Source organism: Streptomyces sp. NPDC058195 (assembly GCF_042883525.1).
Taxonomy (GTDB): domain Bacteria; phylum Actinomycetota; class Actinomycetes; order Streptomycetales; family Streptomycetaceae; genus Streptomyces.
Map to the genome: position 1 here is coordinate 131,945 of NZ_JBHVVM010000016.1, position 19,821 is coordinate 151,765.

Annotated in this window: 17 protein-coding genes; 10 read left to right on the plus strand and 7 right to left on the minus strand. The window is 72.0% G+C overall.

Going from position 1 to position 19,821, the window contains the following annotated elements:
* Positions 1 to 152: 152 nt before the first annotated feature.
* The 3 genes from ACFVWY_RS21135 (at position 153) to ACFVWY_RS21145 (ending at position 5,051) form a co-directional block, all read left to right on the plus strand.
* Positions 153 to 2,006 (plus strand): PQQ-binding-like beta-propeller repeat protein, encoded by a 1,854-nt coding sequence (locus ACFVWY_RS21135; RefSeq protein ID WP_389874550.1) that lies wholly within the window; start codon positions 153 to 155, stop codon positions 2,004 to 2,006.
* A gap of 156 nt (positions 2,007 to 2,162) precedes the next feature.
* The gene (locus tag ACFVWY_RS21140; protein ID WP_389874553.1) at positions 2,163 to 4,055 is read left to right on the plus strand and encodes a PQQ-binding-like beta-propeller repeat protein; all 1,893 of its coding nucleotides are present in this window, start codon (positions 2,163 to 2,165) and stop codon (positions 4,053 to 4,055) included.
* Between the two features lie 315 nt (positions 4,056 to 4,370).
* Positions 4,371 to 5,051, plus strand: a complete 681-nt coding sequence (locus ACFVWY_RS21145) for a LuxR C-terminal-related transcriptional regulator (RefSeq protein ID WP_389874555.1) — start codon at positions 4,371 to 4,373, stop codon at positions 5,049 to 5,051.
* Between the two features lie 62 nt (positions 5,052 to 5,113).
* Here the strand turns inward: ACFVWY_RS21145 and ACFVWY_RS21150 are convergent, their stop codons facing one another.
* Positions 5,114 to 6,736, minus strand: a complete 1,623-nt coding sequence (locus ACFVWY_RS21150; protein WP_389874557.1) for a DUF4157 domain-containing protein — start codon at positions 6,734 to 6,736, stop codon at positions 5,114 to 5,116.
* Positions 6,737 to 6,962: 226 nt separating this feature from the next.
* Between ACFVWY_RS21150 and galT the strand changes: the two genes are divergently transcribed.
* The 4 genes from galT (at position 6,963) to ACFVWY_RS21170 (ending at position 11,245) form a co-directional block, all read left to right on the plus strand.
* Positions 6,963 to 8,006, plus strand: a complete 1,044-nt coding sequence (gene galT / locus ACFVWY_RS21155) for a galactose-1-phosphate uridylyltransferase (RefSeq protein ID WP_389874560.1) — start codon at positions 6,963 to 6,965, stop codon at positions 8,004 to 8,006.
* Positions 8,003 to 8,983 (plus strand): UDP-glucose 4-epimerase GalE, encoded by a 981-nt coding sequence (galE, locus tag ACFVWY_RS21160; RefSeq protein ID WP_389874562.1) that lies wholly within the window; start codon positions 8,003 to 8,005, stop codon positions 8,981 to 8,983. Before galT ends, galE begins: the two co-directional genes overlap by 4 nt.
* Positions 8,980 to 10,167 carry a galactokinase gene (galK, locus tag ACFVWY_RS21165; protein ID WP_389874564.1) on the plus strand — a complete coding sequence of 396 codons (1,188 nt, stop codon included), beginning with the start codon at positions 8,980 to 8,982 and terminating at the stop codon, positions 10,165 to 10,167. Before galE ends, galK begins: the two co-directional genes overlap by 4 nt.
* Before the next feature lie 280 nt (positions 10,168 to 10,447).
* The gene (locus ACFVWY_RS21170; protein WP_389874566.1) at positions 10,448 to 11,245 is read left to right on the plus strand and encodes a LuxR C-terminal-related transcriptional regulator; all 798 of its coding nucleotides are present in this window, start codon (positions 10,448 to 10,450) and stop codon (positions 11,243 to 11,245) included.
* Here ACFVWY_RS21170 and ACFVWY_RS21175 read toward each other — a convergent pair.
* On the minus strand, positions 11,204 to 11,701 hold the full coding sequence (locus ACFVWY_RS21175) for a MarR family winged helix-turn-helix transcriptional regulator (RefSeq protein ID WP_389874568.1): 498 nt from the start codon (positions 11,699 to 11,701) through the stop codon (positions 11,204 to 11,206). The two genes, ACFVWY_RS21170 and ACFVWY_RS21175, sit on opposite strands and share 42 nt — an antisense overlap.
* An 88-nt stretch (positions 11,702 to 11,789) precedes the next feature.
* On the opposite strand from ACFVWY_RS21175, the gene ACFVWY_RS21180 reads away from it, so the two are divergent.
* Both ACFVWY_RS21180 and ACFVWY_RS21185 read left to right on the plus strand, forming a co-directional pair.
* Positions 11,790 to 12,692, plus strand: coding sequence for a trans-aconitate 2-methyltransferase (locus tag ACFVWY_RS21180; RefSeq protein ID WP_389874571.1), 903 nt, complete (start codon positions 11,790 to 11,792; stop codon positions 12,690 to 12,692).
* On the plus strand, positions 12,689 to 13,054 hold the full coding sequence (locus ACFVWY_RS21185; RefSeq protein WP_389874574.1) for a VOC family protein: 366 nt from the start codon (positions 12,689 to 12,691) through the stop codon (positions 13,052 to 13,054). Before ACFVWY_RS21180 ends, ACFVWY_RS21185 begins: the two co-directional genes overlap by 4 nt.
* A 59-nt stretch (positions 13,055 to 13,113) precedes the next feature.
* Here the strand turns inward: ACFVWY_RS21185 and ACFVWY_RS21190 are convergent, their stop codons facing one another.
* Positions 13,114 to 13,803 (minus strand): TetR/AcrR family transcriptional regulator, encoded by a 690-nt coding sequence (locus ACFVWY_RS21190; protein WP_389874576.1) that lies wholly within the window; start codon positions 13,801 to 13,803, stop codon positions 13,114 to 13,116.
* Positions 13,800 to 14,816 carry an acyl-CoA desaturase gene (locus ACFVWY_RS21195; protein WP_389874579.1) on the minus strand — a complete coding sequence of 339 codons (1,017 nt, stop codon included), beginning with the start codon at positions 14,814 to 14,816 and terminating at the stop codon, positions 13,800 to 13,802. The genes ACFVWY_RS21190 and ACFVWY_RS21195 overlap by 4 nt, the downstream gene beginning before the upstream one ends.
* A 324-nt stretch (positions 14,817 to 15,140) precedes the next feature.
* Between ACFVWY_RS21195 and ppc the strand changes: the two genes are divergently transcribed.
* The gene (gene ppc / locus ACFVWY_RS21200) at positions 15,141 to 17,870 is read left to right on the plus strand and encodes a phosphoenolpyruvate carboxylase (RefSeq protein WP_389874581.1); all 2,730 of its coding nucleotides are present in this window, start codon (positions 15,141 to 15,143) and stop codon (positions 17,868 to 17,870) included.
* Between the two features lie 39 nt (positions 17,871 to 17,909).
* Here the strand turns inward: ppc and ACFVWY_RS21205 are convergent, their stop codons facing one another.
* The 3 genes from ACFVWY_RS21205 to ACFVWY_RS21215 form a co-directional block, all read right to left on the minus strand.
* Positions 17,910 to 18,380: a hypothetical protein gene (locus ACFVWY_RS21205; protein ID WP_389874584.1), complete on the minus strand. Its 471-nt coding sequence runs from the start codon at positions 18,378 to 18,380 to the stop codon at positions 17,910 to 17,912.
* A 93-nt stretch (positions 18,381 to 18,473) separates the two neighbouring features.
* Entirely contained in the window at positions 18,474 to 19,067 is a 594-nt protein-coding gene (pth, locus tag ACFVWY_RS21210) for an aminoacyl-tRNA hydrolase (RefSeq protein WP_389874587.1), read from the minus strand.
* Positions 19,068 to 19,229: 162 nt separating this feature from the next.
* Positions 19,230 to 19,814, minus strand: coding sequence for a 50S ribosomal protein L25/general stress protein Ctc (locus ACFVWY_RS21215; RefSeq protein ID WP_389874589.1), 585 nt, complete (start codon positions 19,812 to 19,814; stop codon positions 19,230 to 19,232).
* Positions 19,815 to 19,821 lie beyond the last annotated feature (7 nt).

The following is a 19,821-nucleotide window of genomic DNA, read 5'->3' on the forward strand; positions in this document are numbered from 1 at the left end:
AAGAAGCCCCGCTCGACTGACGTATCGCCGCGGGATCCATGCCCGATTCGCTCCTTTCCAGGAAATTCAGAGGGTTTCGCCCCTGTGATGCTCCGCGGAATCGCGGGGGAGAACGGAACGGGCATCCGGACCGCACGAAGGGGGACGTGCTGATGACCCAGCCGCCCAGCCAGCAACCGCCGCAGGGAGGCTTCGGCGCGCCGCAGGACCCGCCGCCGGGAAGTCCTCAGCCGCCCCAGGGCCCGCCGTCCGCCCAGCAGGGCTACGGCTACCCGCCCCAGGGCCCGCCGTCCGCCCAGCAGGGCTACGGCTACCCGCCCCAGCAGCCGCCCCAGGCGCCGCAGCAGCCCGGCCCCTACGGCCAGCAGCAGCCCGGCCCCTATGGCCAGCAGCAGCCGGGGCCGTACCCCCAGCAGCCCGGTCCGTACACCCAGCAGCAGCCCGGCCCGTACGCCCAGCAGCCCGGCCCGTACGGGCAGCAGCCGGGGCCGTACACCCAGCAGCAGCCGGGCTACGGCTACCCGCAGCAGCAGTACCCCGGCGCGCCGGTCCCCGCCGGTCCGGGCGGCGGCCCCGGCAAGCGCAAGCCCGCGCTCGTCATCGGTGCCGCGGTCGCCGCGCTCGCGGTCATCGGCGGCGGCATCTACGTCGCCACGAGCGGCGACTCCGGCAACGACAAGCCCGTCGCGAAGGAGAGCGGGGACGCCGGGCCGAGCACGTCCCCCTCCGTCGACAAGGGCGACGGCAACGGCGACGGCAACGGCGGCGACGAGGACCTCAACGCCGGGCGCAAGTCCGGGGAGGCCAAGGTCCTGTGGCTGCAGAAGAACGACATCGACCTGCCACGCAGCGGCTCCGACGTGCACGGCCCCTGGGTGGTCGGTGACACGATCGTCAAGGGCATGTACCGCGAGGTCTCCGGCTACTCCGTCGCCGACGGCAAGAAGAAGTGGACCGTCAAGCTGCCCGCCGATCTGTGCGCGGCGCCCTCGCAGACCACCACCAACGGCAAGATCGTCATCGGGGTCAAGAACGGCACCACCAGCCGGGCCGACTGCGCGGACCTCCAGATGATCGACCTGAACACCGGCAGGGCGGGCTGGAAGAAGAGCGTCAAGAAGAACGGCACCTGGGACTTCCTCTCCGACATCTCCCTGGCCATCAGCGGGGACACGGTGACGGTCGCCCGTACCGGGAACTCCAACGCGTACCGGGTCAGCGACGGCAAGGAGCTGTTCGGCAAGCCCGCGGGCACCTGCCAGCCCTACGCGTTCGCGGGCGGGTCCAAGCTGATCGCCGCCGCCAGCTGCCGTACCGGTGACACCGACACCCAGCAGCAGCAGCTCCAGGAGATCGACCCGGCCACCGGCAAGCCCCGGTGGACGTACAAGCCCAAGCAGGGCTGGCAGGTCGACAAGGTCTACTCGGTGGACCCGCTGGTCGTCTCGCTGAAGAAGGACAAGGAGTGGAGCATTCTCGCGCTGAAGCACGACGGCACGCTCCGCTCCGGCCTCACCAGCGACAAGGGTGACTCGTTCGCCCCGGACTGCGGCAGCACCTTCGCCGTCTTCGGCAAGAGCCTCGACGGCTGCACCGGGGTCGCCGCCGACGCCAACACCTTCTACATCGCGACCGACGCGGGCGCGGGCCTCGAACGCACCAACAAGGTCGTGGCGTTCAACCTGAACACCGGCAAGCCCAAGTGGAAGGCCACGGCCCCGGCCAAGACCACGGTGAAGCCGCTGCGCATGGAAGGTGCCAACGTGCTGCTCTACCTGGAGCCCGGCTACGAGAAGGGCGGCGGCATCGGCACCCTCGCGCCGGGCGGCGGCAGCGTCCGGACGGTGCTGACGCACCCCGCGTCGACGTCCGGGATCGAGAAGGACTTCTACCGGCCGCAGATCCTCTACACGGGCGGTCGCTCCTTCATCGCGAGCGGGCGGGTCAGCGCCCGAAACGACAAGGAAGAGCTGGAGACGAAGACCATGATGGCCTTCGGCAACTGACGGCTCAGGCAGCCTTCCGACAGCAGGTCCCCGGCGGGTACCGGCCGTCACGGCCCGACGGCTCACGGTCGGCGGCGACCGGATCACCCCGGCCGCCGCCGGTCCTGTCCCACCACTCCCTTTCCCTCCCGTTCCCTCCCCAGAGGTACGTACGCCATGACGCAGCCGCCCAACGACCCGCCCCAGGGCGGATTCGGCGCCCCGCAGGACCCCCCGCCCGGTGGGTTCGGTGCCCCGACGCCGCCGCCCGCCGACGCCGTGCCGCCTGGTGCGGTTCCGCCCGCCTCGGCCGGTGCGCCGACGCCGCCGCAGCCGGGCGCCGGCTACGGCTACCCGCAGACCCAGCCGGGCTACGGCTACCCGCAGAACCAGCCCCCGCAGCCCGGTTACGGCTACCCGTCGGCCCCCGTGCCCGGCCAGCCGCAGCAGGGATACGGCTTCCCGCAGGGCATGCCGCCCGGACAGCCGCCGCAGCAGGGATACGGCTTCCCGCAGGGCATGCCGCCCGGACAGCCGCCGCAGCAGGGCTACGGCTACCCGACCGCGCCGATGCAGCAGCAGCCGATGCCGCCGCAGAACGGCGACGGCGGCAAGAAGTTCACCACCCAGATGCAGATCATCGTGGCCGCCGCGGTGGCGGTCGTCCTCATCGTGGGCGGCGGAATCTGGTACGCCGGCAGCGGCGACGACGACAAGAAGAACGAGGCCACCCAGTCCGGCGGCACCTCCGGCGGTACGGACGGCGCGGACAAGGGCGGCGGCGCCACCGACGGCGCGGGCAAGGAGAAGGCCCCCTCCGACCCCAAGTCCAAGGTCGCCTTCCAGATACCGCTGCCCAAGGTCACCGACATCACCAAGGTCGACGGCTCCTGGCTGACCGACAAGGCGTACGTGAAGACCGGGCTGAACGAGGTCGTCGCCCACGACCCGGTCAAGGGCACCAAGCTGTGGTCCATCCCGCTCGCGGGCCAGGTCTGCGCCGCCTCGCGGCACATGTCGGCCGACTTCCGGACCGCGGTCGTCTTCGAGCAGAGCAAGCCCAGCAAGGCCCTCAAGTACCCGCCGTGCAACCAGGTCGGCGTGCTCGACCTGAAGACCGGCAAGCTGCTCTGGAGCAAGTCGATCACCGCCGCCACCAGCGGTGACGCACCCGTCAGGTTCTCCGAGGTCACCGTCAGCGGCGAGACCGTGGCCGCGGGCGGCCTGGAGGGCGGAGCCGCCTTCGACCTGAAGACCGGCGCCGAGCGCTGGAAGCCCAAGGCGTCCTCCGACGGCTGCTACGACCTGGGCTACGGCGGCGGCGAAGCGCTCGCGGTGGTCCGCAAGTGCGGTACGTACGACGACCCGCAGCTCGTCATCCAGGCGCTGAACCCCACCTCCGGGGCCCCGCTCTCCTCGTACAAGATGCCGCCCGGCGTCGACAGCGCGAGCATCGTCTCCACCAAGCCGCTGGTGGTCGCGGCCGACGTCGGCGACACCGCCGGTGACGGCAGCGGCATCTCGGACTTCTTCTCCATCGACACCGAGACCGGCAAGCTGGTCACCCGGATCGCCGCGGACGCCGAGAAGTACGCGGCGCGCTGCTCCTCCGCCAAGGTCGAGAGCTGCAGCCAGCTGGCCGTCGGCAACAACCGCGTCTACCTGCCGACCGAGGAACACGAAGGCACCGGCGACTACGGCAACACCAACGAGATCGTCTCCTTCGACCTCACCACCGGCAAGCAGACCGGTGACCGGGCCGACGCGGGCAACCGCTACACGATGTTCCCGCTCCGGATGGACGGCGGCAACATCATCGCGTACCGGGAGCCGCCGTACGACAAGGGCGGCCAGGTCGTCTCCATCGACGGCGCCACCTTCAAGCAGACGGTGCTGATGGAGAACCCGAACGACGAGTCGGTCCGGGACGCGGAGACCAGTTTCACGCCGGACTACTCCGAGTTCCTCTACAGCGACGGGCACCTCTTCCTGTCCAGCACCATGGTCAGCAAGCCGAGCGGTTCGCTGGACAACGACCGCCGGCTGGTCATCGGCTTCACCCGCGGCTGACGGCCGACGGCAGAGGCGCGGCAGGAGGGTGGTGCTCGCGGGACGGGCACCACCCCCCTCGTATCCGGACGAGCCGGACCGGGCCGGTGCGTCCTGGCCGGACCGGCGGGCCGAGCCGGTGAACGGCGGCTTCCCGCTCCTTATCAAGGCGCGGTCCAGGATCTCTGGAGCCGTCGTCGGGCGCCGCTCGACCGGCGGTCGGCGATCCGGCGCCTTTTGGCCGTAAGACGCCCGTGATGTCGAACAAGCGTGTAACTTGCCGGACTCAGGAAGGGCAGCGGGCCGGATGTACCGGTGCGACGGGGGGTGGGTGCGATGGGCGTGCGGCTGATGGTCGTCGACGATCACAGGCTGCTCGCCGAGGCGCTCGCCTCGGCGATGAAGTTACGGGGCCACCGCGTCCTCGCGGCGACCGCGCCGACGGCCGGTGCGGCCGAACTCGTCGTCAGCAGGGCCCCGGAGGTCTGCCTGTTCGGCACCGCGGCCCCCGCCGCGCCCGGCACCTTCGAGCCGATCGTACGGATCAGGCGGGAACGCCCGCAGGTGGCCGTCGTGGTGCTCGGACCGGTGCCCAGCCCGCGCGGCATCGCGGCTGCCTTCGCGGCCGGTGCGGCCGGGTACGTCCGCCACGACGAGCGCATGGAGGGCGTCGAGCGGGCGATGGTCAAGGCGCGGAGCGGGGAAGCCGCGGTGGCGCCCCAACTGCTGCGGAGCGCCTTCACCGAGCTGCTCAACCCGGCCGCGGCGCCGGACGACGAGGGCCGCAGGCTGCTCCGGCTGCTCACCCCCCGCGAGGTCGAGGTCCTGGTGCGGGTCGCCGAGGGCGAGGACACCCGGGTGATCGCGGCCGGGATGCTGATCGCCCCGAGCACCGCGCGTACGCATGTGCAACGGGTGCTGATGAAGCTGGGCGTCGGCTCCCGGCTGGAGGCCGCCGCCCTCGCCGCCCGTACCGGCCTGCTGGACCGCGCCGCGCGGACGGGGAACCGCTCCTGAGGACGGGGCCGTCGGCCCGTCCGGCCCCGCGCGTGCCGTCGGCCGATGCCGCGTGCGCCTGATCAGGACAGTGCCGGGCGGCCCTTGTCGTACCAGACCTTGAAGACCTCCCGCGGCAGCGGCGGCTCATCGAACCTGAACTTCTTGTTCCGATGGAGGTTCTGCAGCGTGGGGCACGCGTTCTTCACGTTCTGCGAGAACGTCTCCCCGTCCTCGCCCCGCTCAAGGCTGGCGGCGGCCGCGTCCATGACCTCCTTCCCGGCGCGGCCGATGAGTTTCTCCTTCAGGAAATCGACGGCCGACGTGCCTTCGCCGAAACGCTGCTCGCGAGAGGCCGGGCTCTCGTCGTGACGCCAGCTGACCGTCTTGGGCTCGGTGGCGGGCTTGTTGGACGTGTCCTTCGGGTCCTTCTTCACGTCGACCGTGATGTCCTCCAGGGATTCGGGACCGTAGCCGTAGCTGATCGTCTCCCCGGCGTCCCCGCGCGCGTGCGCGCTCTTGCCGCCCGCACCCTCGAACGAGACGATGGTGCGGATGAGCGGGTACGCCCTGCGCAGCTCGGCGATCCGGCTCCGGCAGCCGTCGCACGTGGGCACGTTGGAGGCGATGGCCAGTACGCCGCTGATCTGGTCTGCCGGTACGTCCTTCCGCTCGGCTTCCAGGTACGCGTACACCTCTCCCAGGATCTTGATCTCGGCGTCGTTCTTCTGGAACCTCTTCGCCACCTCGCCCGCACCGGCCGCCACGTAGGCCGGGTTGGTGTTCCTCGTCTTCTGGTCGCTCCAGGGCTCCTTCCAGGAGTCCGCGCCGCTGCGCTGCGGGGCGAAGTTCCTGCGCTTCGGCTTCTGCTCGCCGGGGATGGTGAGCTTCAGCCGGGCGGCGGCGACCGTGACCCGGTCCACGCCGTAGTTCTCGTCGGCCATGAGCGCGTCCCAGACGTTGGACAGCAGCGGCTTGGCCTCCTCCTGGGAGCCGACCTCGGGGGGCTTCTTCGGCCCGGCGGGCATGCGCTGCACCGCGGCGGGGCCGGAGGGGGACGCGGTCGCCTGCCGGGGTTCCGCGGGCTGCGGGGCCCGCGTGCTCAGCACCCGGCGCGCGGTGGCCTCCGCTTCCCGCTCGAAGCGGTCGGACGGGTCCGAGACGCGCAGACCGGCGCCGTTGTCGGTGCCCGCCACCGGGCCGGAGCGCTGCTGGATGACATGGGTCAGCTCATGGGCGAGTGTGTGCCTGTCGCCGCCGCCCTCACCGAGGACGACATGATGACCGGAGGTGTAGGCGCGGGCGCCCACCTCGGCGGCGGAGGCCCTCGCGGCGCTGCCGGTGTGCAGGCGCACGTCGGAGAAGTCCGCGCCCAGCCGGCGTTCCATCTCCTCACGGCTGGCCTCGTCGAGGGGGCGGCCCGGGGAGCGCAGGACGTCATGGACGGTGGAGCGCTGCACGGGGCGCTCGGTTTGCCCGTCCTGCCCGGCCCGTCCGGTCCACGGGGAGCCGTGCTCGGCACCGTGCTCGTCCAGGACCCCCGGGTGTCCGGCGTGGCGGAGCATCTGGACGACCGCCGCGTTGCCGAGGCTGCTCTGGAACGGGAGGAGGCCCGGGAGCGTCGGCCGGTCCGCGTCCTGGGGGTGGTGCGCCGCCGACCTGCCCTTCCGTGCCTTCGCTGGCCTGGCCTGGTCTCCGGTGTGCATGCGACCTTCCCCTCCGCAGGTGAACGACCTCCCCTGGATACCTGAGGCGCGGGCGGCCGGGCCAGGTAGGGGAGGGCAGGGTGGGGGCAGCGTGCGGGGGCCGTCGACGCGCGGCGCCGTGTGCCCTCGGGCCGGACCCGCCCCAGCGAGCGCCCGGCGGACCTCACTCATTGACGCCTTTGTTGACTTGTGATTCATTGTGTTTGGTTCTGTTTGGAGGAGACTGGTGAAGAAGACGGTTACGACGCTCGCTGACGGCCGGGAGCTGATCTACTACGACCGCCGTGACGACACGGTGCGCACGGCCGTCGACCGGCGCCCGCTCGACGCCGTGTCGACCTCCTCCGAGATCCGCCGCGATCCCTTCCTCGGCGACAGCGTGGCCATCGCCTCGCACCGGCAGGGCCGTACGTACCACCCGCCGGCCGACGAATGCCCGCTCTGCCCCTCCCGGGACGGCAGGCTCAGCGAGATCCCCGAGGACGCGTACGACGTCGCCGTCTTCGAGAACCGCTTCCCCTCGCTGGCCGGTGACTCCGGCCGCTGCGAGGTCGTCTGCTTCACCTCCGACCATCAGGCGTCCTTCGCCGACCTCACCGAGGAGCAGGCCGCCCTGGTCCTCGACGCGTGGACCGACCGCACCGCCGCGCTCGCCGAACTCCCGCAGGTCACCCAGGTGTTCTGCTTCGAGAACCGGGGCGCCGAGATCGGCGTCACGCTCGGCCACCCGCACGGCCAGATCTACGGCTACCCCTTCGTCACCCCGCGCACCGAGCTGATGTTCCGCTCCATGGCGGCCCATCGCGCCGCGACCGGCGGCAACCTCTTCGACGACGTGGTGGCCCGCGAGGAGGCGGACGGCTCCCGGATCGTCATCGACGGCGAGCACTGGGTCGCCTTCGTGCCGTACGCGGCACACTGGCCGTACGAGGTCCACCTCCACCCGCGCCGCCGCGTCCCGGACCTGCGGGAGCTGGACGAGGCCGCGCGCACAGAGTTCCCACAGATCTATCTGGAACTCTTGCGGCGATTCGACCGGATCTTCGGCCCCGGCGAGCCGCCGACCCCGTACATCGCCGCCTGGCACCAGGCCCCGTTCGGGGTCGAGGGCCGGGAGGAGTTCGGGCTCCATCTGGAGCTTTTCACCATCCGACGCACCTCCGGCAAGCTGAAGTTCCTCGCGGGTTCCGAATCCGGCATGAACGTGTTCATCAACGATGTGCCGCCGGAGGCCGCGGCCCAGCGACTGCGAGAGGTAGCGAGCGAGTGAGCAAGCCCCAGAAGAAGTACCTGGTCACCGGCGGCGCGGGATACGTCGGCAGCGTGGTCGCCCAGCACCTGCTGGAGGCCGGGCACGCGGTCACCGTGCTCGACGACCTCTCGACCGGCTTCCGCGAGGGCGTCCCGGCCGGGGCCGAGTTCATCGAGGGCCGCGTCCAGGACGCCGCGAAGTGGCTGGACGCCTCCTTCGACGGAGTGCTGCACTTCGCCGCGTTCTCGCAGGTCGGCGAGTCCGTCACCGACCCCGAGAAGTACTGGGTGAACAACGTGGGCGGCTCCCTCGCGCTGCTCGGCGCGATGCGTGACGCCGGGGTGCGCACCCTGGTCTTCTCCTCCACCGCCGCCACCTACGGCGAACCGGCCACCACCCCCATCACCGAGACCGACCCGACCGCGCCCACCAACCCGTACGGCGCCACCAAGCTCGCCGTCGACCACATGATCACCGGAGAGGCGGCGGCGCACGGACTGGCCGCGGTCTCACTGCGGTACTTCAACGTGGCCGGGGCGTACGGCACATGCGGGGAGCGGCACGACCCCGAGTCGCACCTGATCCCGCTGGTCCTCCAGGTGGCCCTCGGCCGCCGCGCCTCGATCGCGGTGTACGGCGACGACTACCCGACCCCCGACGGCACCTGCGTACGCGACTACATCCACGTCGCCGACCTCGCCGAGGCCCACCTGCGCGCGCTGGACGCGGCGGCCCCGGGCGAGCACCTGATCTGCAACCTCGGCAACGGCAACGGCTTCTCGGTGCGCCAGGTCATCGAGACCGTCCGCGAGGTCACCGGCCACCCCGTCCCGGAGACCGTCGCCCCCCGCCGCACCGGCGACCCCGCCGTGCTGGTCGCCTCCGCCGCCACCGCCCGCGAGCGGCTCGGCTGGTCCCCGTCCCGCGCCAGCCTGGCCGGGATCGTCACCGACGCCTGGAACTTCGCCCGCCGTGAGGAGCCCACCGCCCCATGACCGAGACCAGTGAGCCGACCGTCTCGCCCGCCGAGTCGGCCGCGTCCTTCACCGCCCTGTACGGGTACGCGCCGGAAGGGGTCTGGGCGGCCCCCGGCCGGGTCAACCTGATCGGCGAGTACACCGACTTCAACGACGGCTTCGTGATGCCGCTCGCCCTGCCGCACACCGCCCTCGCCGCCGTCTCCCGCCGCACCGACGGCGAACTGCGGCTCCACTCCACCGACGTGCCCGGCGGAGTCGTCCAGCTCCGGCTCGACGAGCTCGCCCCCCACCAGGGCCACGGCTGGGCCGCGTACCCCGCCGGGGTCGTCTGGGCGCTGCGCGAGGCCGGGTACCCGGTCACCGGGGCGGACATCCAGCTGAGCTCCACCGTCCCCACCGGCGCGGGCCTGTCGTCCTCCGCCGCGCTGGAGGTCGTCACCGCCCTTGCCCTGAACGACCTCTTCGGCCTCGGGCTCTCCCTGCCCGAGCTGGCGGTGATCGGCCGCCGCGCGGAGAACGCCTTCGTGGGCGTGCCGTGCGGGATCATGGACCAGATGGCCTCCGCCTGCTGCACCGAGGGCCATGCCCTGTACCTCGACACCCGCGACCTCACCCAGCGCCAGGTCCCCTTCGACCTGTCCGCCCAGGGGCTGCGGCTGCTGGTGGTCGACACCCAGGTCAAGCACGCGCTCGGTGACGGTGCCTACGCCGAGCGGCGGGCCGGCTGCGAGGCGGGCGCCGCGGCGCTCGGCGTGGCCACCCTGCGCGAGGTGCCGTACGCCGGGCTCGGCGAGGCACTGGACACCCTGGCCGCGGCCGGTGCGGACGAGTCCGTGATCCGCTACGTACGCCATGTGGTCAGCGACAACGAGCGGGTGGAACGGGTCATCGCGCTGCTCGACGCGGGCGACGCGCGGGCCACCGGCCCGGTCCTCGACGCCGGGCACACCTCGCTCCGCGACGATCTGCGGGTCTCCTGCCCGGAGCTCGACCTGGTGGTGGCGGCGGCCGGTGCGGCAGGGGCGCTCGGCGCGCGGATGACCGGCGGCGGCTTCGGCGGCTCGGCGATCGTCCTGGTGGAGGAGGAGCGGGCGCAACAGGTCGCCGACGCCGTGCGGAAGGCGTTCGCCGAGGCGGGCCACACGGCGCCGCGGGTCTTCCCGGCCGTCCCCTCGGCAGGTGCCCGCCGCCTCGTCTGAACCCTTCCGTCCCATAGGTAACCCCCGAACACCCAAGCGGCATGGGGCAGTTCTGTGAATTCACTTCCGCTGGAGCCCGTCGCCCGTACTCTGATGCACAGCATCGGTGGGGGCCGGTGCTGATTCAGGGGTACGAGACAGTCGGGTACGGCGCCCGGGGAGGGGTGCAGTCGGCACACGGCGGCGGCCGTGGGACTGCGGTCCCGTTCCCGGGCGCCGTACCCGCACTGGACGGCCCCTCTTCGTCGGGCCCGGGGGTGGCCCCAGGGACAGACGCGGCATGGGGGTGCCTGTGGTTCGTATCCGGGTTCTCGTAGTGGACGATCACCGGATCTTCGCCGAATCGCTCGCGGCGGCACTGGCGGCCGAACCGGACGTCGAGGTGTCGGCGGCGGGCAGCGGCCCGGCGGCGTTACGGTGCCTGGAGCGGGCCGCCGCCGAGGGGCGCGGTTACGACGTGATGCTGGTCGACGCCGACCTGGGCACGGCGGACGGCCGGCCGGTCCCGGTCCCCGTCGCCGTCCCGTCCGACGGGGAGAACGCCCTGGTGGACGGCATCTCGCTGGTGTCCGGGGTCCGCGCCGGACGGCCCACGGTGCGTACGGTGGTGCTCGCCGAGCGGGACGACCCGCGGCGGGCCGCGCTCGCCCTCCAGGCGGGGGCCTCCGGCTGGGTCGCCAAGGACTGCTCGCTGCAACGGCTGCTCGCGGTCGTCCGCGGCGTACTGCGCGACGAGACGCATCTGCCCCCGGCGCTGCTCACCGGCGTACTGCGGGAGCTGACGGCGGCGCGCAAGCACCGCACCGAGAGCGAGCAGCTGGTCGAGTCGCTGACCCCGCGCGAGCGGGAGGTGCTGCGCTGCATGGTGGCGGGCCTGGGCCGCAAGGCGGTGGCCGAACGCCTCTTCCTCTCCCCGCACACGGTCCGCACCCACATGCAGAACGTGCTGGGCAAGCTCGGCGTGCACTCCACCCTGGCCGCGGTCGCCCTGGCCCGGCGCGCGGGCGTCGGCCCGGCAGGCCCCGCGCCCGCCGGACTAGCCGGGGATGTTGTCGAACGGGGCGGTCAACTGGCGTAGCAGGCCCGCCAGTTCGCTGCGCTGCTGGGGGGAGAGCTCGCTCAGGATGGCGCGCTCCTGGGCCAGCAGCCCGGCCAGTGACTGGTCGGCCTTGTCGCGCCCCTCGGCGGTGAGCCGGACGAGGACGCCGCGGCGGTCGCTGGGGTCGGGCAGCCGCTCGACGAGGTTCTTCTTGGTGAGCCGGTCGATCCGGTTGGTCATCGTGCCGGAGGTGACCAGCGTCTGGGTGAGCAGCTGGCCGGGGGAGAGCTGGTACGGGGCACCGGCCCGGCGCAGCGACGTCAGTACGTCGAACTCCCAGGGCTCCAGATGGTGCTCGGAGAAGGCGATCCGCCGGGCCCGGTCCAGGTGCCGGGCCAGGCGGGAGACGCGGCTGAGCACCTCGAGTGGTTCCACGTCGAGGTCGGGGCGCTCGCGGCGCCATGCAGCGACCAGTCGGTCGACCTCGTCCTCCATGTGGATCAGTGTAGAGGGTCTGTCGACATGAAGTCTCTTGAATTCAAGTGTCTTGACATCAAGATAATCATCCCGTGATCCTGAACCCATGACCCCACCCGAGCCCGACCCCGGGCCCACGGCCGTCCCCGGTCCCGAGTCCACGCCCGCCCCCGGTCCCGAGCCCACGCCCGCCCCCGGTCCCGGTGCGCCGTCCGCGCCCTCCTGGGATCCGCAGCAGTACCTGCGCCACGCAGGCCACCGCACCCGCCCCTTCCTCGACCTCCTCGCCCGTATCCCCGACCTCCCGGCCGCCCCCGCACCCCGTGTCGCCGACCTCGGCTGCGGTGCGGGCAACGTGACCGCCCTGCTCGCCGACCGCTGGCCCGACGCCCGGATCACCGGCTACGACACTTCCCCGCGGATGCTCGAACGGGCCCGCGCCCGCACCGGCCCCCGCCTGGCCTTCGCCGAGGCGGACGCCGCCGACTGGACCCCCGCCGAACCGCACGCGCTGATCGTCTCCAACGCCCTGTTCCAATGGGTTCCCGGCCACGCCGCCCGCTTTCCCGCCTGGCTGGACGCGATCACCCCCGGCGGCACCTTCGCCTTCCAGGTCCCGGGCAACTTCGACCAGCCCAGCCATGTCCTGATGCGGGAACTCGCCGACTCTCCGCGCTGGCGGGGCCGCCTGTCCGGCCGACTGCGCCATGCCGACGCCGTGCTCACCCCCGCCGCCTACCTCGACGCGCTGACCGCCCCCGGCATCACGGCGGACGTCTGGGAGACCACGTACCTGCACCTGCTGCCCGGCGAGGACCCGGTGCTCGACTGGGTCAAGGGCACCGGCCTGCGCCCCGTCCTGACCGCCCTCGCCGACGACCCCGAGGACTGCGAGACCTTCCTCGCCGCCTACCGCGACCTGCTGCGCACCGCCTACCCGGCCGGTCCGCACGGCACGGTCTTCCCGTTCCGCCGCATCTTCGCCGTGGCCCACAAGGAGGAAAGATGATCGCCGCCCTCGACCACGTGCAGCTCGCCGCCCCGGCGGGCTCCGAGGACGCCCTGCGCGCCTACTACACGGGCGTGCTCGGCATGACGGAGATCCCCAAACCGCCGGTGCTCGCGGCCCGCGGCGGCTGCTGGTTCCAGGCCGGGCCCGTCCAGCTGCACCTCGGCATCGAGCGGGACTTCCGCCCGGCCCGCAAGGCCCACCCCGGCCTGCGCGTCACGGCCATCGAGACCTTCGCCGCCCGTCTGACGGCCCACGGCGCCGAGGTCCACTGGGACGGCGGCCTCCCCGGCCACCGCCGCTTCTACAGCGAGGACCCGGTGGGCAACCGCCTGGAGTTCCTGGAACCCCTGAACGGCTGACGCCGGTGAGCGGCCGGGGCCCGCCCCCGCCGTCATCACCCCGGGTGACCGGCTCCCGGTCAGTTCTTGCGGTGGCCCACCAGGCGGGGCTTCGACTCCAGGTTCTCCAGGCCGTGCCAGGCCAGGTTCACCAGGTGGGCGGCCACCTCCGACTTCTTCGGCTTGCGGGCGTTCACCCACCACTGGCCGGTCAGCGCCACCATGCCGACCAGCGCCTGGGCGTACAGCGGGGCCAGCTTCGGATCGAAGCCGCGGGCCTTGAACTCCAGGCCCAGGATGTCCTCCACCTGGGTGGCGATATCGCTGATCAAGGAGGCGAACGTACCGGTGGACTGGGCCACCGGGGAGTCACGGACCAGGATGCGGAAGCCGTCGGTGTACGTCTCGATGTAGTCGAGCAGCGCGAACGCGGCCTGCTCCAGCAGCTCGCGGGGGTGCCCCGCGGTCAGCGCGCCGGTCACCATGTCGAGGAGCTGGCGCATCTCGCGGTCGACGACCACCGCGTACAGCCCCTCCTTGCCGCCGAAGTGCTCGTAGACCACCGGCTTGGAGACACCGGCGCGGGCCGCGATCTCCTCGACCGACGTCCCCTCGAAGCCCTTGTCGGCGAAGAGCGTGCGTCCGATGTCCAGCAGTTGCTCGCGGCGCTCCTTCCCGGTCATCCGCACCCGGCGGGTACGCCGGGCGGAGGAGGAAGGACGGGTGTTCTCGCTGCTGGTACTGGAGTCGGTCGCCACGTCGTCAATCATGCCGTCTCGGTACGCCCGCGGTCGCGCCGGGCGTCGGTCAGGCCGGAGCCGACCCGCCGGGCGTCGATCCGCGCGGAGTCCGGCCAGCGCACGTCGTGCGCCCAGCCGAGCTTCTCGAACCACCGGATCAGCCGGGCACTCGAATCGATCTGACCGCGCATCACCCCGTGCCGGGCACTGGTCGGATCGGCGTGGTGCAGGTTGTGCCAGGACTCACCGCAGGACAGCACCGCCAGCCACCACACGTTCCCGGACCGGTCGCGCGACTTGAACGGCCGCTTGCCGACCGCGTGGCAGATCGAGTTGATCGACCAGGTCACGTGGTGCAGCAGGGCCACCCGGACCAGCGAGCCCCAGAAGAACGCCGTCGCCGCGCCCCACCACGACATCGTGACCAGCCCGCCCACCAGCGGCGGAAGCAGCAGCGAGAGCGCGGTGAACGTCGCGAAGTGGCGCGAGACCGCGCGGATCGCCGGGTCCTTGATGAGGTCGGGGGCGTACTTCTGCTGCGGCGTCTGCTCCTCGTCGAACATCCATCCGATGTGGGCCCACCACAGCCCCTTCATCAGGGCGGGCAGCGTCTCGCCGAACCGCCATGGCGAGTGCGGGTCGCCCTCCGCGTCGGAGAACCGGTGGTGCTTGCGGTGGTCCGCCACCCAGCGCACCAGCGGGCCCTCCACCGCCATCGAACCCGCGACGGCCAGCGCGATGCGCAGCGGGCGCTTCGCCTTGAACGAGCCGTGCGTGAAGTACCGGTGGAAGCCGATCGTGATGCCGTGGCAGCCGAGGAAGTACATCGCCACCAGCAGCCCCAGGTCCAGCCAGCTCACCCCCCGGCCCCAGGCCAGCGGCACCGCCGCGAGCAGCGCCGCGAACGGGACCACGATGAACAGCAGCAGGGCGACCTGCTCGATCGACCGCTTGCTGTCCCCGCCGAGCGTCGCGGTGGGAAGGGGCCGGCCGTCGGCCGCGGTGGGCCGGGGATCATCAAGCGCGGCGGGGCTGGTGTTCATGGGGAGTCCCCTGGGGAAGAGAAAGACGGCGGACAGCTCTGGCTACGGTTGCGTAACCTACGGCGACGTAAGTATGGCAGCGCGGAGGCCCGCCGTACGCGAGAACGGCCGGGCCGCGCCAGCGGGGAAACCCGATCGGGCCGCGAGCGGGTGTCCACGGAGTGGACACCTATCCTGAGGGGAGTCGGACAGCGCGGTCCGCACTCTGCTTTCCCGGGGTGGCGGCAGCACCGCAGCCCGCCTCGGCCCCGGAACCCCCGGGTCCGCAGCCCGCCGCGGCCCCGGAGTACCCCCGTGCTCAACCACTGCAAGGAGCCGCACACCGTGAGCAGTGCCGACCAGACACCTGCTGCCAGCACCGAGCTGCGCGCCGACATCCGCCGCCTCGGCGACCTCCTCGGCGAGACCCTCGTACGCCAGGAGAGCCAGGAGCTCCTCGATCTCGTCGAACGGGTCCGCGCCCTGACCCGTACCGACGGCGAAGCAGCCGCGCAGCTCCTCGGCGAGACGGACCTGGAGACCGCCGCCCGGCTCGTCCGTGCCTTCTCCACCTACTTCCACCTCGCCAACGTCACCGAGCAGGTGCACCGCGCCCGCGAGATGCGCGACCGCCGGGCCGCCGAGGGCGGGCTGCTGGCCCGCACCGCCGACCGCCTCAAGGACGCCGATCCCGACCACCTGCGCGAGACGGTCAAGAACCTCAACGTGCGCCCCGTCTTCACCGCGCACCCCACCGAGGCCGCCCGGCGCTCCGTGCTCAACAAGCTCCGCCGCATCGCCGCGCTCCTGGAGACCCCCGTCGTCGAGGCCGACCGCCGCCGGCTGGATCTCCGCCTCGCCGAGAACATCGACCTCATCTGGCAGACCGACGAGCTGCGCGTGGTCCGCCCCGAGCCGGCCGACGAGGCCCGCAACGCCATCTACTACCTCGACGAACTCCACGCCGACGCCGTCGGCGACGTTCTGGAGGACCTGGCCGCAGAGCTCGACCGGGTGGGCGTCGAACTGCCCGCCGGGACGCGCCCGCTCACCTTCGGCACCTGGATCGGCGGCGACCGCGACGGCAACCCCAACGTGACGCCCGCCGTCACCTGGGACGTCCTGATCCTCCAGCACGAGCACGGCATCACCGACGCCCTCGAACTCGTCGACCACCTGCGCGGACTGCTCTCCAACTCCATCCGCTACACCGGCGCCACCGACGAACTCCTCGGCTCCCTCGAAGCCGACCTGGAGCGCCTTCCCGAGATCAGCCCCCGCTACAAGCGGCTGAACGCCGAGGAGCCCTACCGGCTCAAGGCCACCTGCATCCGGCAGAAGCTCGTCAACACCCGCGAACGCCTCGCCACGGGCACCCCGCACCGCCCCGGCTGCGACTACCTCGGCACCGCCGAGCTCATCGCCGACCTCGAACTCATCCAGGCGTCCCTGCGCGCGCACCGCGGCGGACTCTTCGCCGACGGCCGGATGGACCGCACCATCCGCACCCTTGCCGCCTTCGGCCTCCAGCTCGCCACCATGGACGTACGCGAGCACGCCGACGCCCACCACCACGCCCTCGGCCAGCTCTTCGACCGGCTCGGCGAGGAGTCCTGGCGCTACGCCGACATGCCGCGCGACTACCGGCAGAAGCTCCTCGCCAAGGAGCTCCGCTCCCGCCGCCCCCTCGCCCCGACCCCGGCCCCGCTGGACGCCGCGGGCGAGAAGACCCTCGGCGTCTTCCACACCGTCAAGGAAGCCTTCGAACGCTTCGGCCCCGAAGTCATCGAGTCCTACATCATCTCGATGTGCCAAGGTGCCGACGACGTCTTCGCCGCCGCCGTCCTCGCCCGCGAGGCCGGACTGATCGACCTGCACGGCGGCTGGGCCAAGATCGGCATCGTGCCGCTCCTGGAGACCACCGACGAGCTGCGCGCCGCCGACGTCATCCTCGACGAGATGCTCGCCGACCCCTCGTACCGCCGCCTCGTCTCGCTGCGCGGCGATGTCCAGGAGGTCATGCTCGGCTACTCCGACTCCTCGAAGTTCGGCGGCATCACCACCTCCCAGTGGGAGATCCACCGCGCCCAGCGCCGCCTGCGCGACGTCGCCCACCGCTACGGCGTGCGCCTGCGCCTCTTCCACGGCCGCGGCGGTACCGTCGGCCGCGGCGGCGGCCCCTCGCACGACGCGATCCTCGCCCAGCCCTGGGGCACCCTCGAAGGCGAGATCAAGGTCACCGAACAGGGCGAGGTCATCTCCGACAAGTACCTCATCCCGGCCCTCGCCCGGGAGAACCTGGAACTGACCGTCGCGGCCACCCTCCAGGCCTCCGCCCTGCACACCGCGCCCCGCCAGTCCGACGAGGCCCTCGCCCGCTGGGACGCGGCGATGGACACCGTCTCCGACGCGGCGCACGCGGCGTACCGCAGGCTCGTCGAGGACCCGGACCTGCCCGCGTACTTCTTCGCGGCCACCCCGGTCGACCAGCTCGCCGACCTCCACCTCGGCTCCCGCCCCTCCCGCCGCCCCGACTCGGGCGCCGGGCTCGACGGGCTCCGCGCCATCCCGTGGGTCTTCGGCTGGACCCAGTCCCGCCAGATCGTCCCCGGCTGGTACGGCGTCGGCTCCGGCCTCAAGGCCCTGCGCGAGGCCGGCCTGGACACCGTCCTGGACGAAATGCACGAACAGTGGCACTTCTTCCAGAACTTCATCTCCAACGTCGAGATGACCCTGGCCAAGACCGACCTGCGGATCGCCCGCCACTACGTCGACACCCTCGTCCCCGACGAGCTGAAGCACGTCTTCGCCGACATCGAGGCCGAGCACGCGCTCACCGTCCGGGAGGTCCTCAAGGTCACCGGCGGCACCGAACTGCTCGGCACCAGCCCCGTCCTCCAGCAGACCTTCGCCATCCGCGACGCCTACCTGGACCCGATCTCCTACCTCCAGGTCTCCCTGCTGGCCCGCCAGCGGGAAGCCGCCGCACGCGGCGAGGACCCGGACCCGCTGCTCGCCAGGGCCCTGCTGCTCACCGTCAACGGCGTGGCGGCCGGTCTGCGCAACACCGGCTGACCCGGCGCCACCTCCGCACCCGGACCGGGTGCGGCCCGCTCACAGCGCGAAGAACGTCGCCACGAGCAGGGCCGCACCCGCGATCCCGGCGCACCAGCCGATCCGGGACAGCCGCAGGCCGCCGCCGATCACCAGCCCCGCCAGCAGCAGCGCACCGCCCAGCGGCACCCAGGCATGCAGAAAGCCCGGCGTACCGGTCCGCACCACCTCGTCCGTACCCGGCTTCACCACCACCGGGAACCGGTCGCCGCGCCGCGCCGCGACGGAACTGCCGACGGTCACCCGGGAACGCGCCGCGCCCTCGCCGGACGGCACGAACGGCCCCGTACACACATCGGCTCCGCACCCGGTCACCGTCATCGTGCCGCGCTCACGGCCCTTGTCCAGAATGATGTGATGCGCCTGGTCCCAGGACGACAGCGCACCCGCCACCAGCAACAGCAGGACGACACAGCCCAGGGCGGCACTGCGGGCGTAGACCAACGCGCGGTGGGAGGAACTCCGCTTCATGGGGAGCGATCCTTGGGCAGACCGGCGCCGCGGTCAACTCATGGCCGAAAATCGCCGGGTACGGGCAGGCGTATCAGCGGTGCACGTGCTCCGCTACGCGTTGTACGCGCTCTGCGCCCGCTCCAGGCCCTCGGCCAGCAGACACTCCACCGAGTCCGCCGCCCGGTCCACCAGATAGGCGAGCTCCTTGCGCTCGGCGGACGAGAAGTCCTTCAGCACGAAGTCCGCGACCTGCATCCGGCCCGGCGGGCGGCCGATCCCGAACCGCACCCGGTGGTAGTCCGCGCCCAGCGACTTGGTGATCGACTTCAGCCCGTTGTGCCCGTTGTCACCGCCGCCCAGCTTGAGCCGCAGCGTCCCGTAGTCGATGTCCAGCTCGTCATGGACCGCCACGATGTGGTCCACGGGCACCTTGTAGAAATCGCGCAGCGCCGTGACCGGGCCGCCCGAGAGGTTCATGTACGACAGGGGCTTCACCAGCACCACCCGCCGGCTCAGCGGTCCGGGCGGGCCCACCCGGCCCTCCACGACCTGCGCCTGGGCCTTCTGCGCCCGCTTGAACTTCCCGCCGATCCGTTCGGCCAGCAGGTCGGCCACCATGAAGCCCACGTTGTGCCGGTTCGCCGCGTACTCGGGGCCGGGGTTGCCGAGGCCCACGATGAGCCAGGGTGCGGTGGCGTCGGACATCTCTGCTCGGTCTCCTCGCGTACGACGAACTGGGCTGGTGAACGGGGCTGGTGAGCGGGGTGATGAGGGGGGCGGCGGACGGGGCCCACCACAGGGAAACGGGGCGGCGGATCCCCGTACAGGGAAACCGCCGCCCCGTCAGTGAAGCAGGAGAGGCGAGGCTCAGGCCTCGGCGCCCTCTTCGGCGCCCTCGGCGGCCGGCTCCTCGGCCTGCGCGGCGACGACCTGGAGCACCACGGCGTCCTCGTCACCGGCGAGCACGGAGCCCTTGGGCAGCGGGATGTCCTTGGCGAGAACGGACGCACCGGCGTCCAGGCCCGCGATGGAGACCGTGACGGACTCGGGGATGTGGGTGGCCTCGGCCTCGACCAGGAGGGTGTTCTGGACGTACTCCAGCAGGTTGCCGCCCGGGGCCAGGTCGCCCTCGACGTGCACGGCGATCTCGACGTTGACCTTCTCGCCGCGCTTCACGGTGAGCAGGTCGACGTGCTCGACGTCGCCCTTGAGCGGGTTGCGCTGCACGGCCTTGGGGATGACCAGGGCGTCCTTGCCGTCGATGTCCAGGGAGATCAGCACGTTGGCGGTCTTGAGCGCCATCATCAGGGCGTGGGCCGGCAGGGTGACGTGGACCGGCTCGGCACCGTGGCCGTAGACGACCGCGGGAACCAGGCTGGCGCGGCGGGTGCGACGGGCGGCGCCCTTGCCGAACTCGGTACGGATCTGGGCTTCGAGCTTGACCTCGGCCATGACTGCA

Bases quoted from the DNA above. Each gene is read 5' to 3' on its own strand.
- ACFVWY_RS21175 (WP_389874568.1), bottom strand. From the start codon at position 11,701: ATGGAGGACGAGGTCGACCGACTGGTCGCTGCATGGCGCCGCGAGCGC.
- ACFVWY_RS21150 (WP_389874557.1), bottom strand. From the start codon at position 6,736: ATGCACACCGGAGACCAGGCCAGGCCAGCGAAGGCACGGAAGGGCAGG.
- ACFVWY_RS21180 (WP_389874571.1), top strand. From the start codon at position 11,790: ATGACCCCACCCGAGCCCGACCCCGGGCCCACGGCCGTCCCCGGTCCC.
- ACFVWY_RS21215 (WP_389874589.1), bottom strand. From the start codon at position 19,814: ATGGCCGAGGTCAAGCTCGAAGCCCAGATCCGTACCGAGTTCGGCAAG.
- ACFVWY_RS21140 (WP_389874553.1), top strand. From the start codon at position 2,163: ATGACGCAGCCGCCCAACGACCCGCCCCAGGGCGGATTCGGCGCCCCG.
- galK (WP_389874564.1), top strand. From the start codon at position 8,980: ATGACCGAGACCAGTGAGCCGACCGTCTCGCCCGCCGAGTCGGCCGCG.
- ACFVWY_RS21190 (WP_389874576.1), bottom strand. From the start codon at position 13,803: ATGATTGACGACGTGGCGACCGACTCCAGTACCAGCAGCGAGAACACC.
- ACFVWY_RS21185 (WP_389874574.1), top strand. From the start codon at position 12,689: ATGATCGCCGCCCTCGACCACGTGCAGCTCGCCGCCCCGGCGGGCTCC.
- pth (WP_389874587.1), bottom strand. From the start codon at position 19,067: ATGTCCGACGCCACCGCACCCTGGCTCATCGTGGGCCTCGGCAACCCC.
- ACFVWY_RS21195 (WP_389874579.1), bottom strand. From the start codon at position 14,816: ATGAACACCAGCCCCGCCGCGCTTGATGATCCCCGGCCCACCGCGGCC.
- ACFVWY_RS21170 (WP_389874566.1), top strand. From the start codon at position 10,448: ATGGGGGTGCCTGTGGTTCGTATCCGGGTTCTCGTAGTGGACGATCAC.
- ACFVWY_RS21135 (WP_389874550.1), top strand. From the start codon at position 153: ATGACCCAGCCGCCCAGCCAGCAACCGCCGCAGGGAGGCTTCGGCGCG.
- ACFVWY_RS21145 (WP_389874555.1), top strand. From the start codon at position 4,371: ATGGGCGTGCGGCTGATGGTCGTCGACGATCACAGGCTGCTCGCCGAG.
- ACFVWY_RS21205 (WP_389874584.1), bottom strand. From the start codon at position 18,380: ATGAAGCGGAGTTCCTCCCACCGCGCGTTGGTCTACGCCCGCAGTGCC.